This window comes from Pseudomonas sp. AP42, from assembly GCF_001728935.1.
GTDB classification, from domain to species: Bacteria; Pseudomonadota; Gammaproteobacteria; order Pseudomonadales; family Pseudomonadaceae; genus Aquipseudomonas; species Aquipseudomonas lactis.
In genome coordinates this window covers 1-17,769 of record NZ_LYSO01000122.1, presented here as the reverse complement: position 1 = coordinate 17,769, position 17,769 = coordinate 1, and the positions used below count along the sequence as shown (strand labels likewise).

The following is a 17,769-nucleotide window of genomic DNA, read 5'->3' as shown; positions in this document are numbered from 1 at the left end:
GGTTACTCGGCTGCTATCGCAGGCAGGCCCGCTTTATCCGGTTTCGTCACTGGAAACCGGTTTACTTACCGGGCGTCAGGGTCAACCTTGTCTTGCCGTACACCTTCTCAAAATTCTGCGGCTGCATCGGAAAGCTCAGGTATTGCGCCTTCAGCGACGGGTCGATGCCGCTGGCATAGTTCGGGCTGGCCGGGTTGCCGGATTGGCCGATGCCGCCCTGGCCCATCATTGGCTCCGTCTGGCCGAAGTCGATGATCATGCGCAGCGCCGACACTTGGGTCGCGTTGAAATCCTGGCCCCAGGTGTACGGTGCCGGGTTCAGGGTGTTGTGATCGCCACCGCTGGCGAAGGGGCCGCGGATGACCTGGCCGCTGGTATTTTTCCATGTGGTGCTGTGCAGCTTGCCCCACTGCCAGGCCTTGTGATCGGCGCCCAATTGGCTGTCGCCAGTAGTGATGGCGGCGGCCAGGGTGCGGGCCAGGATCGCAGGTTTGTCTTCTTTTTGCGCGGTACGCGTGTCATCCCAGAACGGGCTGTCTTCACGGCCCAGCAGGTGGTCGGCGATGGCCGAGTAGGACAGGCTGGCGTTGCTGACGAAGGCTTTCCAGCTGGCGCTGTTTTCCGGGCCTAGTTTGTCGAGGAAGATTTGCCGGGCGCTTTCTTGCAGGAACAGTTCATAGATCGCCGCGTCAGCCGAGGTGGTCGCCAGTCGACCATCGAAGGCCATCAGGCGCTCGAGTGCTTCGCGGGCCTTGGCGCGTTCCGCTGCCGGCAATGCATCGATGGCCTGCTTGAGGGGCTGGGCCATGCCCGGCGCCTGGAACATATTCTTGAGCTTGGCGGCGAAGAGGGTGGTCTGGTCGTATTGCATGGCAATCAGGCTGCGGCTGTCATGCTTGCCGGCGTTAGCCAGTTGCGCCAGGCGTTCGCTGCGTTCCGGTGCATCCCAGGCGTTGGACAGTTGCATGCCGTAGCCACGCGGTGCGGTGCGCTGGTTGGCGGTGCCGATCCAGCCCTGGGCCGGGTCTTGGTCGTACGGGTGCAACATTGCGTCGGCGTAGCCGTCCCAGTCAAAGCGCGTGTCCCAGCCCGGCGATGGCAACAGGCCTTCGCCTTCGCGGCGGTTGGGGAAGCGGCCAGTGACTTGCCAGCCGATGTTGCTGGCGTCGGCGAAGATCATGTTCAAGGCGATGGCGCGAATCTCGCGGGTGGCATCCGAGGCTTTGCCAGCGTTTTGGGCACGGGACAGGTCGAAGAATGCATCCAGGCTCTTGTCGTCCTTGAAGTCGGCGGTTTGCAAGGCCAGGCCAAGGCCGCTGGTGAGCGCCTGGCTGCTGTTGAGCAGGGCGCCGTGGCGGGTTTCGTACACCACTTCGCGAATCGAGCGCTGGCCCTTGATGAAGAAGGTTTCGTTGCGCACGCCGGCCGGCAGCCATTTGCCGTTGTTCTCGTAGTACAGCGCGTTGCCCTGGCGTTTGACCTTCTCCAGGAACAGGTCCTGGGTGTCGCCCTTGACCGCGCTCATGCTCCACGCCACTTTGCCGTTGAAACCGGAGAGCAGGGTCGGCAGGCCGGCAATCGAAGCACCGGCGGCCTGGTATTTGGGCGCACGAATCTGCACGTAGTTCCACGGCGACGGTGCTTGTGGCTGCGCGGCGATGTCGTTGGCCAACAGGCTCTTGGCGCTGCGGCTGCGTTGCGGGCCAATGGCCCAGTTGCTTGAGGTGGTGACGCCCAGGGCGTTGAGGCTGCGCAATTGCTGGCCTACCGTTTCCAGCCCGGCGAGGCCGGTGATCTGGCTCAGGTTGACGCCTTTGAGCTTGTCGGCTTCTGCCAACGGGACGGGTTCGTCCGGTGCGCTTGGGGTGAGCCAGGCGAGTTTGTCGACGCCGACCTTTTGCGCCAGCACCAGGGACGAGAGCTCCCCCTGCAGGTTGCTCGACTGGCTGAAATTGAGCAGGCAGAACAGCAGCGCCGAATCTTCCGGCTTCCAGTACTCGGGCTTGTAGCCGCTCTGGGCCAGGTCCGCCGGCAGCTTGTCGCGGTAGCGGAACAGGTAGGCGTTGACGCCTCGGGCATACACTTCAAAGAAGCGTTTGAGGCGTGGCGATGAGGCGTTGTACAACTCGCCAGCGCTTTTCTTGAGGTTGACCGCCCGCATGAAGCGGTCGACGTCCAGCACTTGCGGCCCCGACATTTCCGCCAGACGGCCCTGAGCCAGCAGGCGCAGGGTGACCATCTGGGTGATGCGGTCGCTGGCGTGCACGTAACCGAGGCTGAACAGTGCGTCGTGGAAGGTGTTGCTTTCGATCAGCGGCATGCCTTGGGCATTGCGGCGCACCGACACATTCTGTGCCAGGCCCTTGATCGGCTGCACGCCAGCAACGGGCGGTAGGGTGCCCTGGGTGTTCTGGAGCTGGCAACCGGCCAGGCCCAAGGCACTGACCACTGCCGCGGCAACGCCGAACCGGGGAAGAAAATGTAAGAGGGCTGGCGAGGCCATGGCAAAGCTCCTGCGGGGGGTAGCGTCAGTAAAGGCGCTACGTTAGTGAGCGCGGCGAAACGACGCAAGCGGGAGTTTTGGGTTAAACATTAGAACTTGAGTCAGGCGCAGACCTGTGTGGGAGCGGGCTTGCTCGCGAAAGCAGTGTATCAGTCAGTGTCTGTATCAACTGACGGAACGCATTCGCGAGCAAGCCCGCTCCCACATTTGATCGCATGTAACCTTGGATCAAGGCTGGGGCGGGGGGCCGCCGGCATTTTGATCTTCAGTACTTAAGCACCGTGGCACTTCTTGAATTTCTTCTCGCTGCCGCACGGGCAGGGGTCGTTGCGACCGACGTCCTTCAACGCATTGCGCACCGGCTCTTGGTGAGCGTGGCCGCAGTTCGGGCCGTGGACATGGCCGTGGTCGTGATCATGGTGGTCATGATCGTGGTTGCAGTCAGGACCATGGACATGGGGTTGCTGTGTCATCGATGTTGCTCCGGAATAAAATCGCCGGGGATTATCTCGCCATTGTGTGCCACCTGCACGTCATTACCGATGAATAATCCGGTTTTCAGTTCGCCCTCTAAACGATAAGGCACGGGCCGGTCGGGATTTTTCAGCATCTGCACCACCTCACGCACCTGTGGCCAGAGGTTGGTGCGCACCGAGACCTTGAAGAATTTATGCCCGCGTGGCGGTACGGTCAGCCACTCGTTGGACTCGCCTTCGGTCAATACCAGGTTGCCCAGGCTGACCTTGTAGACCAGGCCACGCACGGTCAGGTCGGCGTCGTCGCGGTTGTCCACGCGAAAGTACAGCTTGAATTTCTGCTCCAACAGCTTGGCCCGCACCACTTCGACCTTGACCAGGGAAACGTGGGGCGGCGGCGTGTCGTCTTCGAACCAGGACGCGCAGCCGGTCAGGCCCAGGGTCAACGCCAGCATCAAGCTATACATCCGAAGCATGGCGTTTTCCCCGTCAAGTGATTAGAAGTAGCTGGAACAGCACTTCTTGATGTTACGCAACAAAAAACTACCAAGTGATTTGCGGCAGTTGAATCACTCTCACCATACCTTCACCCACTTGCCCATCCAAGCAACTCGTTTTTCTGACGATTCACTACCACAAATAGGTAGCAAGTAGTTTCATTTTTGCGACATTTGGTGTTGATAATATGACGTTTTTGTGGTGAGGGGGTTGTATTTCAAGAAATTCATGCTATAATGAGTTGTAGATTAAGAGATTCTTTCTATGGGGTCTCTGTTGTACTCCTCCTTTCTCCTAGCGGGCTCATCAGAGTTCGCTTCCCCGGCCCGGTATCCATGCCGTCCAGACGCTTAGCGGTGCGTTGGTCCGACTACTGTAGATCAGGATGGGGATTCTGATCGGTCACGTCCTTGACTATCGAAAATGGGCACAACTTCTTCGTAACACACAAAGAGATCGGCTACACAACTACGGCGGGGCGCCTTAAAGCTACCCGCCTTTTTTTTGTGCCTCCAGCTTGATAACGAAACTTCCGAAACCACTCCACCACCTTAACAGGAGGGCTATCTTGGCCATCATCCAAAGACCTTGCCGCCATTGCGATAAGTTATTCCCGGCAAAGACAAGTCGAGCGTTATTCTGCTCAGACAGTTGCCGAACACTACACGGGCGCGCAAGGCGCTCAACCACGAAAGTGGTAACAATAGGCCGACTTCAAGTTACTTTTGAAGATTGCAACCCAGCATTAACGCAAGAAACTTTAGAGGCAATGGTGTATGACGCACTCACGCCCGCCATGCTTGAAATTATTCACAACAACGAACAACCACCCCAAATAGGAGAATCACTATGTTAAAACAAATTGACCAACGAGAGCTTAACGCTCGTATCGAGATCGCACAGGCAGGATACCGGGACCGGAAATCTGGTATTGACCACTTTGCCGCTACAGACCCAGTTAGTGGGCGAGCCGTTTCTAAATTTATAGACGGTGGTACAGAGGTATTTCAATGCTCTACGCCGCTTGACATCTTGCCAACTTATTTAGAGCAAATCCAACGAGGATATGAGCCGCACCCGCTGTCGGTTGTGCAAATTGACCACGAGCGCTTTGATATTTACTTCTTCAAGCCTGCCCACATTATTCAGACAGCGCTTGAGCAAATCGCCAAAGACGAAACCGCCAAGTATCACGCTGAAGTCGCAGCTCATAATGAACTGTTCATCCAACAGCAAATCGACGCCCAACTACGCGTGGATGCTGCTCGCGAAGATCGTGAACAAGCTCAAGCCGCTGCCGAGAAACGTGCACTTGTTGAAAAGCAGATTCGTGAAACTTTCACTGTGCAACCAACTCCAGAGCCTGTAAAAGCCGCTTCAATCAGAGCAAAACGTTAATGGACGGCCTTACTCAACTGCTGTTAGCCAAGTACGCCCCAGACAAGCTACAAGAGCCTGTAGTGATAACTAAGGCAGAGGCGGAACCCGTGTGGCGACTTACAATCAAAAGCGCCCCAGAGGCTCTACAGGAAGTTTCAGGGATGGTTATTATCATGAGCTCAAACGATTACAGTGAGAGTACCATTCTTAAAGAACTCCGTGAGTTCAACAGTCAACACCTAGAGTTAATGTCACGTAGCTTTACATTACCCATCAGTCAGCATGGCATTCCGGCTGGAAGTTGGGTGTTTATGGTCCAAGAGAAAAACGATTAATGGAAAAACCAGTAGTACCGGAACGACTGGCAACTCGTATTGCCAAACTCGCAGAACCCGCACCACGCAGAATCATTTTCAAACTCAAATCTGATACATCCCTCGATATCAAGCGTATCCTTGGAAACTTCAAGGAGGTGGTTCAACGCATTTACAGTGAGCAGAGTTACCGTATTTTGTGGTTTCGCTGCAAAGACGGAAGTATCACCGTTGCAATCGCTGGCAGTCGTCCTGTAATTGCGCATGTTGAACTGTTCCTGGCCCATGGTCGCATGTCTGGGCTGTTTGGCTCTGGAAAAGTTTTTTATGAAGGCATGGGCACTGGATCTTTCGAAGCGCATGTAGAGCGACAGCTACGTCAGTATGTAACTACGAAAGTTGCGCATAGCTTTGGGGGGACTAACCCGTGAGTAGTCACAACGAAGAGATTGCACGCCTAACGGGTAGTTTGTTTTTCAAAGTCGACCCGACTGGTCTACAGCGCTTTCCAGGCATGTTGAAAACTGCCGAGGCTTCCATGCAGCGAGTGGGCAAACAAGCCGAAGCGCTCTCTGCAAAGATGGGCGCCAAGATTGGGCTCAAGGTGGACAATACCGCACGCGATAAGCTCGACAAGCAACTACGTACATCTTTGGATAGGGAGTTGCGTGGCGAAGTTCTTCTCCAGAAGGCAAAGCGCGCCACGTTCCAAGCCGAGCTTCAAGGGCAGCGTTTGCAGTTCGCAGGGCAAAAGGAAGCGGCATTCCTAGTCACAGCTGCCCTCAAGGATCGCCAGCAACTGGCAGTGCTAGAAGCCAAGGCCCAATCCGCCCAAGCAGCGAAACTCAAGGTGCAGGGCTTGGCAATCAAAAATGAAGACGCGCTAGCACAGGCGAAAGCCCGTCAGGTGAAAGCCGAGTCCATTCTCGCCACCCAGCAGCAACGTACTCTTGCTCTACAGGCCCAGCAGCAACGCACCATGAGCGCTACTGCCCGTATTGAGCAAGCCATGATGCAAGCCCGTGAACGAGGTCAGCGACAAGCTCAAAAATTTGTCGAATCGCAAGCTGCCGCCAAGGTGCGGGCACAGCGTCAGGATGTTGCACACCAGCAACGGCAAGAGCGCTTCCAATGGGCTCAAACCCGACAGGCTCAATGGGAGGCTAACCGTAACAAACCAGCACCCTCTACGGGCTTCCTTGGGCTGGGTACAGGCGCTTTGGCTGTTGGCGGTGCCGCTGCTGGCGCGGCTGCCATTGTGGGCGCTATCAGTGCCTTAGGCGCTCGTATGGAGGCTGTGCAAGGCCGCGTCAGTGAGAGTCAGCAACTTGAAAACGTGCTCACCCAGGCCGGGGGCAAAAATCCTGCAAATGCTGAATTTGCTAAGTCTGAATGGCTACGGATCAATGCGAAATACGGCACCGAAGCCAGCCTTGAGTCTGCGAAGGCATACCGAACGTTCCTAATGGCCGAGGTGGCGCGTGGTCGTAGCTTGAGTCAGGCCACAGGCACCTACGAGACCCGCCAAGCGGCATTCCGTGGTGCTGGGATGACTGCTGAGGAACAGCGCCGTGCCAACTTGCAGCTCCAGCAAATTGCCAGCAAATCACAGAGCGACCGTGAAGACCTGAATACCTTCAGCGAAGCTGCTCCGCTACTGGTAGAGCCAATTCGTAGGGCGTGGGCAGCACGTAACAAGCATGCCTTGGATGGCAACTTGGAAAAGGACTTCCGTACAAGCACCACAGTTGGGAATCTCAAGGCCGAGGACTTCACGAAGGGTATTGAGCTGTTTGTAAAAGAGAACGCCGACGCTATCGCCCGACAGAGCGCGAGCATCGACGCCAACGCTACGAGGCTCTCCAACGCCCAGTTCTTGCAGCAACAAGGTTTGGATCAGAATCCAGAATTGATTGGGGCCATTAACGAGCGTTTGAAGTCTGAAATGGACCTCAACGAGGCTATGAAGCCCCTCAAGGAGACCGCTGTTCAACTGGATATCGCGCTGAACAAGCTCGCTACATCCGTGCTGCGTATGTCCATGGGCAAGAGCGCCACCGGTGAAGCAATGACACCAGAAGACCGAGCCCGTCAGATTGGCAACGCTGGTGTAGATGGGGTTCTCACTTTGCCCGCTGGCAGTAGTGACACTCGCACAACTCAGCAAAAGCTTGATGCAGACGTCCGTGATCCAATTTCCAAGCTCTGGCGTTTACTGGGTGTTGGCAGGGACTTGCAGCAAGTTGCCAACGATAACCTCAAGCGTTGGGATCAGGTTGGGTTTGACGAGCAACACGCTCCACTCGATCCAAGAATTCCAGCCTTGGATATGTCAGGTTTGAACACCAAGAGTCTGCCGAACTTTGGTCGCCATCTTGAAGACCTGTTGAGCCAGTCCGACCCAAACAATGCAGTTGCCAAAGTTGCAGCTCAAGCAGTCGCAACAGCAGCACGTGCTGCACCGGGTTCGCGTGGGGAAATGATTGCAGATGATCAGCCCAATAAAGGCGGTGCCGTTACCAATACCACCAATATTGACGCTCCCGTGCATGTGGAAGTTACCATTAACGCAAAAACAGATGCCTCCCCAGAGGCTATTGGTGCCGCTGTAAGTGGGCAAGTTCGCGAAGAGATTCAAAAGACGTTCCAAACCTACCTGCCCAAAGAAGTCCAATAAGCCTGCTGACAACAGGGTTCACCCTTCCATGTATCCAGCAAGTCCACGGAGGCCCTGTGCCTGAATTAAAGTTTATCAAGCGATTGCTTGTCACTGGCATTGTAATCGCATTGTGCAATATCGGCGTCACTACGTACGGCATTATTCGTAGTGGGTATATGTCCGCCGTTACGGCGAAACAACTCCACAACTATGTCGAGCATCAGGCGGACAGCTTGCGAGGTAATTGGTTTGACTGGCAACAGGAAGACTTAGCCCGTTCAAGGAAGTTTGCAGAGCTGGAGGTTGCCAAACAACTACGCCAATCAACTGGAGATACCAAATGAAATATAAAGACATCGCCTTACAGGCGGATTATCCCGCTGCTGTCCAACAGTATGTCGAAGAGGTTTACGGCGAGCAAGTTGCCCAGCAGTTCCCTGGTGTCGCTGACACTGTTTGGCAATCCATCTTGATGGGCATGCCTGAACAACTTTGCTGGATATCTGTGTTAAGTGATCACCGACTACCCCTGCCTAGTGGAGAGAATACATGAACCAAGTTTACCATGACGCAAGTCTAGCAATGCACGCTGCCTATAAGCTATCTCAAAGGCTCCGTAGGCCCGTATGGCGTCATACAGGCGTTGATAGTAAAGGCGCCTTTGTCTGGGTGGTCTCGCTAGAGAAGGATGCTCAAATCGCACTACAGGGGCTTGTAGGCGGTTAGTCGGGTTTTATGCAACTAACCTCATACTTTCCAGTATGTAGCTTGAGCTTATATAGCAACTTGTATACGTAAATACTTGTTGACAAAACAGGGTTATCTGGCGTACGTTCGCCACCTTTCCGGCAACTCAGTTCCGAACGTTCTCGACATGCCCAGTGCAACGTCAGGCGTCGGTTTTCTGCCGTCTGAAATTTGACCCAACAAACTACCCGAGGCACTTGCCTATGAAATGAACTGACCACAGGAGAACACTATGGAACATTCTTGCACCGATCTACCCACACGAATCTACGTCGACGGCTACGTTGTCGATTTCGCTACTGGTGAAATCATTGCTCCCGACCAGTTCAAATCCATTTGTCTCGACCGATCCAAACCCCAACAACCGCTGTACCTGTGCCGTAGCGTTGATGACTTACACGACTTTCTCGACGGAGTTGATCTACGCAAGCTCCCTCCACTCACCACTTCTACGCTGATCGACGCCCGCGACCACGCCCATGGTGTTTGGCGTGACACCAAGCTTGATTGCCGAATCACCGTTCCAATGATGAATACGCTTGTCGCTCTCCGGGGACTGGTAAAGTATGGAAACGTCATCATGATGACAAAGGCGGATTTGGCGAAAGGACTGGGCGTACTAGAATCCAACTTGATGAAAAAACTTGCGCCCTTGGTAAATGCGAATCTTGTCCGAGTGTTCACTTCCCGCCATGGCATTCGAACAGGCGAGATCAAGCTACTGGTTAACCCGCGCATGGTATTCCGAGGGTATGACAGTCATCGTGATCAGTATGTTGACTGGTGGTATAGGGGTGACGCACCTGATGCGTTGTATTTCAATCAACAAGAGCACCTGTTGAAAGTTGCGTAGCATTTTATAAAAAGTTACGCAAGAACAAGGCTGTAGACCTTGCCCCGCAAGCACCTTCTGGAATTCCTTATCTATATAAGGATTCTCCAGTGCGAAGCACTAGGGTGGGTTCACCCTTGGAGCGATATTGGTCGTATCGTCCCGATTCTGGATCAGCTCACCAAATATATACCCAGTATCACCACAACCCAAAATGTTCTTGCTCTTGATCTGTTACACCGGAGGTGATGGGTCACAGTTGTCAGCGAGCGCTGACGGTGAACTACTGAATGCGAACGCATTCGTTTTTGCACGATAAATCTAAGAGCAAGATCAAAGGCAAGAGCGGTTTTGTGGTGATCCCATTTTGTACTGGCTTCGGTTGGGCTGGAAGTCCTGAGGCGATACGGCCACCGGGAGGTGAGTCAACTTTACAGCTCACGCTGTTACCACCTTTGTGATTGGTGGAAGCATACGGCGACGTATGGTGCTGACCCACTCCATTGGTGGATTAACTCTTCGTACTATCAATGGCAAAGTTGATGAATGCTGAACAGCAGATGAGCATGAATCGAGCATCTGCTTGTGTGAGTGCTGATTCATTATCCATCAAGGAGTGACGAATACCGCTAGCATCATTGGTGTAACCATAGAGTGCGGAGAAAGCATTTTTGAGGCTTGAGTGAAGAAGGTGACGCTTTTCCAGAACTTTCAGAGCTTGGCCAAGCGTAGCCTTTTCATCACCTACAAATTTCTTTGCCAGAGACTCAACAGCACTGATGCTTTCTTTAATCGAGTTTCGGTAGTCTGGGTTCTGTTTGTCTGTCAGAAAGCCAAGTGATGTTTGCAGATGAGTTCTTACGCCAGCGTATTGGTCTGCGTTTGCCATCGCTCGCTCTATCTCTGCTATTTCATCTTTTGAGGTGATGGGTGTTACCAGTCCGCCAACAAGGCGATAGGCTGAGTTTTCTCGCTCGAAAGCCTCGTTGCACATTTTGACAAACTCGTCGCTATTATCATCCACTTCTGGGGCATTCCGGTGGATGAACTCTAGCAGGCTGTAGACTCTGTGCCATTCACCTAGAAGCACTTCCTTTTTCAAGTCTTCAATGATGCTAGGCCATCCCCAAGGTATACTATCTAACGTTAGCTTACGGTAGTTGCTGTAAAATTTTACAGTGAACTCGTGGTAGTTTGATCCAACTACTGCCGCCGTATTATAAGCCCCGTAGAAATTATCCCAGTAACAAACGGTCAGAACATTCCAAAGGGTGTTGCGCAGGTCGGTATCGATTGATTCCGTCTGCAAGATCTTGGATGCAGGCAAATAGCCCATACGCTGTGAGAAATCCATTACCACCTCGCTTTTACTGTTGTTCAGGAGCGCCCTGACAGTCCGCGTCCTTTATTCGGCCATTATCCATGGTGGCACCGTAACGTCATAGCCCTTCGAAAACTTCCGCCAAACCTCAAAGAACCCCATGATAACCTCCTGCATTAGGGGTAGCCCCTAGAATGGAGGTCTACGGCGATAGGGCTGAACGCTAGTGTTTCCGTGGCCTCTGGCTCATGGTGCTAATCGAAACTCTGCGAGCGAGCAGCTTCAAACCGCTCCAAAGGTGGTTTTCCTTCCGAAGCGTTACATTTTGCACTTCTGGTGTGGTATTCGGGGTTGATGCATGTGTCGATGCACGAATAGGTGTCTGTGGTCAAGCGCTTTCTGATGACGTGTTGAAAAAATGGTATCCTCTATGCTCCCTAACAGAGAAAGGCATACCAATCATGCAGATATACAAAGACGCTCTCAATGCAATCGCCGCCAACGATGTACAGGCGGTCAATGAGGCCTCCACGCCCAGCTACGCAACTATCAAGGAGCTTAAGGGGGCTGGCTATGTCACTGCGCTGGATAGCAGTGCAGACGATGGCAAGAGCTTTATGAAAATTGAAATGACCTTCCACGGGCGCCAGTACTCGGAGCGGTTGAACGCCAGCGCCTAATCCCTTCGGCCCATGCAGCCAGCGCCTGATCAACAAAGGCTGCACATCTCTCTCAAAGGATGACCCGCCATGCCCACCAATCCAGACACAACCATCCAGATTGCCGACCTGTTGACACTGCTTTGGGAAAATCAGTTGGCAACTGCCGCTTCGATTGAAGAGCTGGGCGTTTGGATCAAGTCTCAAGGTGGGGGTGACGCGCTAGACAGGAATGCCAATGCCATTGCCGAGGGGATCATGGCCTTGCGTGGTTAGCGGCTATCAAAGAAGTAGACTTCTCTAGTAGTGGGATAGCCGCCTGTCCGATAGGTGATTCTGCTATCAAATATCTATCCACTATTGGCTATCAGATAGTTTATCCTTGATCTATCAACTCAATAGAATAAAGGATAGCCAGCCATGAACGCACATTTGTACTTGAGGGCCAGCACCAAGGATCAGGACGCAAATCGTGCCAAGGAATCCCTTGAGGCATTCGCTGCTGAGAAGTCCCTCACCATTGCAGGCGTTTACGCCGAGAACATCAGTGGGACGAAGCTCAACCGCCCTGAACTGATGAGGCTACTCGACGTAGCTCAACCGGGAGACATTCTCCTTTGCGAGTCTGTAGACCGACTGAGCCGTCTTTCCATGGGCGACTGGGATACGCTAAGGGCTGCTATCAAGGCGAAGGGCCTTCGCTTAGTGATCGCTGACCTGCCCACCTCCCACATGATGGTTGAGGACAAAGGCATCACTGGGCAAATTATGGAGGTCATCAACAACATGCTGCTTGACCTGATGGCGACCATGGCTCGCCTTGATCAAGAGAAGCGTGTTGAACGGATCAATCAAGGATTAGCTAAGAAGCGAGCAGAAGACCCCAACTGGAAGCCAGTCGGTAAGGGCAAGAATGCCGAATTGTGGAAGAAGGTAGGGGCGCTGATCGTGAAGAATCCAACCCTGTCGGCGGATGATGTTGCCAAGCTGGCAGACTGCGGCGTTGCGACGGTGTACAGGATCAAGCGTGAACTGAACGCCTAACTGTAACGCCCCACAGAGCCCGCCTTGAGCGGGCTTCGTTGCATTTGATACCTGCCCACAGCGCAACGCTCTACGCCCTCCAGAAGCGAGCCCAGCGGCACCCAACGCTAAGGTTATTTCATATTTGATTGGCCTTTGAGTGCGCGTCAGGGCCACTCGTTAAGAGCATGGAGGAACTATCCGGGTGCCATGATCGTTTTTCAGGCTGGCGAATCCGGACCACCCTAGATGGGCATCAAAAAAATCGGCGGGGCTTGGGTTCCACCAGAAAAAAGCCCTTGAGCGAACCCATCTACAGCGCCGCTGTAAGCATTGATCTAGAGCGGTTTATATAACTACTTATTTACGGTTGTAATATACATAGGCACGTGGCGCGTCCGCTGCTGTCGCTCTGCCCGAGAGCGCTAGCTCTCAAGTTGATCCGCCTTCGACGTTCCGTCGCCATTGGGTTCCGTCGATAGCGCTTCGCTATCAATCTTGCCTAGCAGATAGATCAAGATCAAAGGCTAGGAGCAGGATTTTTGGATACTCGGTATTGATCGAGGGCAGACCGGAAGGTCTAAGGTGTTGCGACTGGCGAAAGGCTCGCCTAGTGAGGTGCTACGACAGGAAGCCACCAAATCAGCACAAGCTTGGTGGCGACTTTCACGTCTTAACGCGGCGGGCTACGACGGTGGTGGCAAACATCTTCCCACTCACCGAAGCGGAACCGACGATATTGACGAACCGGCACCGTTTTGGCGCCGACACTGGTGTTGCGGGTGAATCCAATCGACATGTCCATTTGGGCAGTCTCCAACAGGGTTAAGTAAAGTCGCACCTGTCTGGAGACGACCGCCGATCATTCACCGATTGACGCAAATGCGTTAATTAGCTTTTAATGGCGTCCTTCTTTCGACAGTGCTGAAACGCATTAGCCGAAGGGTACGAGCAGTCACGTCATGTTTTAGCGGACCTGAACGCGATTGCTCGTAGACATCTTCTGCTTAAACCCCATTCATTTGGGGTTTTTGCGTTTGTGTGGCCACTATATAGTCATCCCTTCGCCTCTGCAAGCCTTCAGGGGCCTCTCTACGCCTTTTTATTCTCTTATCCATCATAGGCGATGCCTGATAACGCACTTGCGCTCCCTGAGGCCCTCAGGAGGCCCTTATTAGGGTCTATTTAGTCCCCTTTCAGACGCAGTTAACTTGTCCGAGAACGGAGTCATTCTTTGAAAAATGACCAATTCGGATGCATGAAACCCTATATGTAGGGGTCACGAGGGAGGCGGGATACAAGATAATGCGTTTTTGGAGGCTTATCAACGCACTACCTGTGGATAACGCTGTGGGTAAAATGTGTATGAAACGCGGTACGTTGACGTAGACCGCGCCACTGCTGGATTGCGCCGCGTGTCACCGAATGTTCCAGAGTAGAAATGCCTAGTTGGATTTTTGTGACGGGCGGAATGAAGAAGGGTCAGTCTGTCGTACTTGGAACGGACTGCTCCCACTTGAATAGTGCAGCCGCCCGTTTGATAGCGCCTTCGGATTCGCCCGCGTCACGGATGTGCTCAAGCTCCTCCCGCTGCCCTTGTGTGATTTCCCCGTGCATCACCTGTTTATCGAGTATCCGGGCGTCCATGGAGCGGATTGTTAGCTTTCGTTCGTGGTGGCTGATCAGAAAGGCGAGCGTGCCGCTGATAATGACGCGATAGACCTCATCCAGCCGACCCAGCTTTGAGACGCTGATACGCACGTCCAACCGCTTGACCAGATTGTTAGCCGCTACACGGCCTTCATAACTAGTCAGGTCGAGCTTTTCAAAGAAGTCAGACTTGCTTACTACCTGATCAGTAGCGAGATTCTGGGCGATGGCGTTACGGTCAGCGACGAGTGCTTCTAGGTCGACTTCGATTTGCTGCAACAGCTTCGCGGTGATTCTGCTGGGGAATTCTTGGTGTGACGCTTCGGCATTGGCCTGCTTTGCCCTGAGTTCTTCTATACGTCCATCACTCACTTGTAGCTTCTTTGTCAGGCTGCCGGAGCTGGAGCGCACCAGCGATAGGCTGTCCACCTTGGCTAACACCTCTTGGAATACCAGCTCTGAGCGTTCTGAGCCAATGACTCCGGTATCGCACAAGCCTTTTTGCTTGTTGGCACACTTGAAGTACTTTCGATCCTTGAAACCCTGTAGGTGCATGGCTCCGCCGCACTTCTGGCAAAAGAATATCCCCGCCAGCACGTTGAAGTTCTTCGTCACCTTAGTGATTTTATGCAACCTACGGGACGCTCTGGCGGCGGCGGCGAGATAGAACTGTTCCTCGGTGATCACAGGCGGGAAGTAGCTTTTGATGGGATCACCGGATGGTGTCCGTACCCCGTCGATAAAGATGTGAGGTTGGTACTCGCCTAGGGTGGTGCGGCTTTCGAGGATATGCCGAATGGTGCTGAACCCCCATAGGCCGCTGAAGTTCTTCCGGCCCGCCGAGAATGCCGGAATACCTTCTTGGTTGAGGTTCGCTGCTATTACTCTCGAGCCATAACCCTGAGCCGACATATCAAAGATACGTTGCACCACCTTTGCATGATCGGGGTTCAATGCGTATCCGTCAGGTGTAGTGTCCAACCATAGTGGTCTTAGTTTGCCGAGCGGTTTACCTGTCTCACGAGCGTCCTTGTGCTTGTTCCTCCACGCAGAGGAAACCCGGCTCCCTTTAGTAGCAGACTCCTCGTGAGCCCTTGACATCGTAATGATTGAGACGATCAGGTCTATTTCGTTGTAGTCACTGGTGTAAAGGCGCCTATCCGTGCTGGTGTAGACATCTATCCCTTTTGCCAACAGGTCGAGGAAGCGGGGTAGGGCGTCACGTACTCGCTCACGGGAGAGGCGGTCGAGTGATTCGATAACCAAGATGCTGCCCGTTGGTACGGTCCCGTCCTCGACGAACGATAGGAATCGAGCCAGCTCGCCGGTGTCGTCGAGGTGCCTACCTTTATATGCAGATCTCCCTGCGTCGAAGAACAGATAGTCCTTCGGGTCTGCCAGTTCGTACCCATGTTCATCTGCAAACGCCTTGGCTGATTTGATTTGGCGGGCCTTACTGTCCCCTGCGGATTGCTTGGCGCTGCTGAACCTGACGTAACTGAATACCTTGGGCATGGAGCCTCCTACTAAGCCAAACCGGCCTGTAGGTAATTGTGGCAGCACTTCTTGAATTTCTGCCCACTGCCACACAAACAGGCGTCGTTACGTCCGGCCTTCACTTCTACTGTAGGGTCGATGAAGTACCAGCGCCCCTCATTCTGTACGAAAGAAGACTGCTCGCGGTGACTATGTTCACCAGTAGCGTCATGCCAGCGCGCGGTAAAGGTGACAAAGGCATGTTCCGGCTGGCCGCCGAACACCTCGGAGCTTTCCACCTCAAGGCCTAGCCAGGTGCTTTGGGCACTCCAGGCGGCAATGGCGTCGCGGTCCAGGCCGGCCTGTTGCGCAGGCAGCGTAGTGGCGACCAGGTAATCGACCAGGCCCAGTACATAAGCGCTGTAGCGCGAGCGCATCAACGCGCTGGCGCAGGGGGCCGGGTGACCGGCGTGATAATGGCCGCAGCAGGCATCCAGCAGATTGCCACTGCCGCACGGGCAAATGGATGTACTCATCGGGTTACCACCAATACTTTCCGAAGTTTTCCGGGTTGGCCCAGAAGCGGGCGTTGAGCCAGTCCGGCACCTGTTTATAGTCAAGCAGATCATAGGTAAACAGCGTCAGTACCTGATCATCGCGTTGGAAGCGTTCGCCGGCTTGCAGGGCCAGGGAGAAAAAGTCGGTGTCCTTCCAGTCGCAGGCGCCCAGGTCGGCCAGCACGGCGATGCGGCTGGCGTTGAGGTTACGAATGCCACCGAGCAGGGTCAGGCCTTGGGGTTTGGTCAGGTGCTCCAGGCAGTCGACCACCAGCGCGAGGTCAAAGCGCTGCACCGCGAGGTTTTCCGGCAATGGCCCTGGCGGGGCATAGGACACCTCGGTATCCGGGTGCGCAGCTTTGAAAGCATCCAACGCCGGAAAATGGCTGGCGCCCACTAATAACAGGCGTTTTGGCCTGTGAAGGTCCAGCAGGGCCGCCAAGGCTTGTTGGGGCGTACGGGCAGAAATTCCAGCGGTCATTGCAGATCCTCGCATCAAGACCGTAGAGACTAGCGCGGCTGGGCGCGTGGGCCTAGAGCGCGGCGGTCGATAGCCGCCGGGGGAGAACTGAAGTTTTTTGATCCTTCACTGGCAAATCGCCTGTAGAAGTCGTTACTGTGCGCTCAAAGAAAAATTTGAAAACACTCAGGAGCCCCATGATGCGTAAGGTTTTTCTGTTGGCCCTGTTGGTCAGCCCCGTTTCCCTGGCCCAGAGCGTCAGTGTTGAAACCAATTCGTTGATGCGTTTGCCCAGCAGCACCAGCGTGTTGCAACTCGAGCGCCTGGACGTGGCGGACTACGGCACCTTGCTGATTCCGGCCACCATCAGCCAAGTCACGGTGGATGAGCTGCACTTGGGGCGCGACGCACGCATCACCATTGTTCCCGGCAATACCGCACTGCAAATGCAAGTGCGCGATGCGCAGTTGGAGCACGGTAGCCAGATCACCTCACGGGGCGCTCCCGGCACCCACGAAAAACCCGCCAAGGCTGGGCGTGACCTGACCTTGCGCATTAACTCGCTGACCGCCGAAGCGCTGTCGGTGGATGCCCGTGGCGGCGCCGGCGCCCAAGGGTATGCGGGCCTGGACGGTGCCAACGGTGTGGACCCAGGTTGCACCTGGGGTTCAGCCGGGCGCGGTTTTAATGGCGATAACGGCGGCGATGGCCGGCCAGGGGCGGCGGGCGCCCAGGTGCGCCTGGAGTTGCCGCAGGCGTTCCCGGCTGAACAGATCAAGGTCTGGGTCGATGGCGGGGCCGGAGGCCTGGCGGGTGTTGCAGGTAAACCCGGCAAGGGCGGGCAATCCAAGGGCTGCCTGGTGTACCGTGCGGACGGCGGCGAAAAGGGGCGTCCAGGGTTGGAAGGGCAACCGGGGCCGGCTGGGCCTGCTGGGTCTGTGACTATCCAGCGGCTCTGATTCGCCTGGCCTTACGCCATCGCGGGCAAGCCATAGGTATCTACACATTTTCGGCGCGATGCTGGACCTGTGGCGAGGGAGCTTGCTCCCGCGACGGCCTGACAGTCGACGCTTATCTACCTGACGCCCCGCGATCAAATTGTGGGAGCTGGCTTGTCGGGTCGCCGCATCGCTGCGAAGACGGCCTGACAGTCAACACAGTTGGACCGGGTACATATCCGTTATTTAGGTAACGGCCACCTAGGGGTCCGCCCT

The 17,769-nt window shown here is 54.7% G+C and carries 17 protein-coding genes; 10 read left to right on the top strand and 7 right to left on the bottom strand.

What is annotated here, in order from left to right; translation table 11 throughout:
- Positions 1-61 precede the first annotated feature (61 nt).
- From A7K61_RS26590 to A7K61_RS26580, 3 genes are all read right to left on the bottom strand, one after another.
- Positions 62-2,503 (bottom strand): penicillin acylase family protein, encoded by a 2,442-nt coding sequence (locus A7K61_RS26590; protein ID WP_047710238.1) that lies wholly within the window; start codon positions 2,501-2,503, stop codon positions 62-64.
- A 272-nt stretch (positions 2,504-2,775) separates the two neighbouring features.
- Complete coding sequence (locus A7K61_RS26585) at positions 2,776-2,976, bottom strand: SEC-C metal-binding domain-containing protein (RefSeq protein ID WP_003189235.1); 201 nt, start codon at positions 2,974-2,976, stop codon at positions 2,776-2,778.
- Complete coding sequence (locus tag A7K61_RS26580) at positions 2,973-3,455, bottom strand: LEA type 2 family protein (RefSeq protein WP_032893153.1); 483 nt, start codon at positions 3,453-3,455, stop codon at positions 2,973-2,975. The genes A7K61_RS26585 and A7K61_RS26580 overlap by 4 nt, the downstream gene beginning before the upstream one ends.
- An 871-nt stretch (positions 3,456-4,326) precedes the next feature.
- On the opposite strand from A7K61_RS26580, the gene A7K61_RS26575 reads away from it, so the two are divergent.
- From A7K61_RS26575 to A7K61_RS26545, 6 genes are all read left to right on the top strand, one after another.
- On the top strand, positions 4,327-4,875 hold the full coding sequence (locus tag A7K61_RS26575) for a hypothetical protein (protein WP_069558705.1): 549 nt from the start codon (positions 4,327-4,329) through the stop codon (positions 4,873-4,875).
- 316 nt (positions 4,876-5,191) lie between these two features.
- Positions 5,192-5,602 carry a hypothetical protein gene (locus tag A7K61_RS32855; RefSeq protein WP_139129557.1) on the top strand — a complete coding sequence of 137 codons (411 nt, stop codon included), beginning with the start codon at positions 5,192-5,194 and terminating at the stop codon, positions 5,600-5,602.
- A complete protein-coding gene (locus A7K61_RS26560; protein ID WP_139129556.1) occupies positions 5,599-7,848 on the top strand; it encodes a tape measure protein in 2,250 nt (749 codons plus the stop codon). The genes A7K61_RS32855 and A7K61_RS26560 overlap by 4 nt, the downstream gene beginning before the upstream one ends.
- A 56-nt stretch (positions 7,849-7,904) precedes the next feature.
- Complete coding sequence (locus tag A7K61_RS26555) at positions 7,905-8,174, top strand: hypothetical protein (protein WP_069558701.1); 270 nt, start codon at positions 7,905-7,907, stop codon at positions 8,172-8,174.
- The gene (locus A7K61_RS26550) at positions 8,171-8,383 is read left to right on the top strand and encodes a hypothetical protein (RefSeq protein ID WP_069558700.1); all 213 of its coding nucleotides are present in this window, start codon (positions 8,171-8,173) and stop codon (positions 8,381-8,383) included. The genes A7K61_RS26555 and A7K61_RS26550 overlap by 4 nt, the downstream gene beginning before the upstream one ends.
- 426 nt (positions 8,384-8,809) lie before the next feature.
- A complete protein-coding gene (locus A7K61_RS26545; RefSeq protein ID WP_069558699.1) occupies positions 8,810-9,430 on the top strand; it encodes a hypothetical protein in 621 nt (206 codons plus the stop codon).
- A gap of 490 nt (positions 9,431-9,920) precedes the next feature.
- On the opposite strand, the gene A7K61_RS26540 is transcribed toward A7K61_RS26545, so the two are convergent.
- Entirely contained in the window at positions 9,921-10,763 is an 843-nt protein-coding gene (locus A7K61_RS26540) for an AbiJ-NTD4 domain-containing protein (RefSeq protein WP_069558698.1), read from the bottom strand.
- Positions 10,764-11,191: 428 nt separating this feature from the next.
- On the opposite strand from A7K61_RS26540, the gene A7K61_RS26535 reads away from it, so the two are divergent.
- From A7K61_RS26535 to A7K61_RS26525, 3 genes are all read left to right on the top strand, one after another.
- Positions 11,192-11,410, top strand: coding sequence for a hypothetical protein (locus tag A7K61_RS26535; RefSeq protein ID WP_069558697.1), 219 nt, complete (start codon positions 11,192-11,194; stop codon positions 11,408-11,410).
- A 69-nt stretch (positions 11,411-11,479) separates the two neighbouring features.
- Positions 11,480-11,665 (top strand): hypothetical protein, encoded by a 186-nt coding sequence (locus A7K61_RS26530; RefSeq protein ID WP_069558696.1) that lies wholly within the window; start codon positions 11,480-11,482, stop codon positions 11,663-11,665.
- A 144-nt stretch (positions 11,666-11,809) separates the two neighbouring features.
- On the top strand, positions 11,810-12,433 hold the full coding sequence (locus tag A7K61_RS26525; protein WP_069558695.1) for a recombinase family protein: 624 nt from the start codon (positions 11,810-11,812) through the stop codon (positions 12,431-12,433).
- A gap of 1,461 nt (positions 12,434-13,894) precedes the next feature.
- Here the strand turns inward: A7K61_RS26525 and A7K61_RS31800 are convergent.
- The 3 genes from A7K61_RS31800 to A7K61_RS26510 are packed head-to-tail and all read right to left on the bottom strand — an operon-like array spanning position 13,895 to position 16,576.
- Positions 13,895-15,577: a recombinase family protein gene (locus A7K61_RS31800; protein ID WP_083263129.1), complete on the bottom strand. Its 1,683-nt coding sequence runs from the start codon at positions 15,575-15,577 to the stop codon at positions 13,895-13,897.
- Positions 15,578-15,588: 11 nt separating this feature from the next.
- A complete protein-coding gene (locus A7K61_RS26515; RefSeq protein WP_069558694.1) occupies positions 15,589-16,074 on the bottom strand; it encodes a YchJ family protein in 486 nt (161 codons plus the stop codon).
- A 4-nt stretch (positions 16,075-16,078) separates the two neighbouring features.
- The gene (locus tag A7K61_RS26510) at positions 16,079-16,576 is read right to left on the bottom strand and encodes a DUF6231 family protein (RefSeq protein WP_069558693.1); all 498 of its coding nucleotides are present in this window, start codon (positions 16,574-16,576) and stop codon (positions 16,079-16,081) included.
- Positions 16,577-16,755: 179 nt separating this feature from the next.
- Between A7K61_RS26510 and A7K61_RS26505 the strand changes: the two genes are divergently transcribed.
- The gene (locus A7K61_RS26505; protein WP_069558692.1) at positions 16,756-17,514 is read left to right on the top strand and encodes a collagen-like triple helix repeat-containing protein; all 759 of its coding nucleotides are present in this window, start codon (positions 16,756-16,758) and stop codon (positions 17,512-17,514) included.
- The last annotated feature ends 255 nt before the right edge of the window (positions 17,515-17,769 follow it).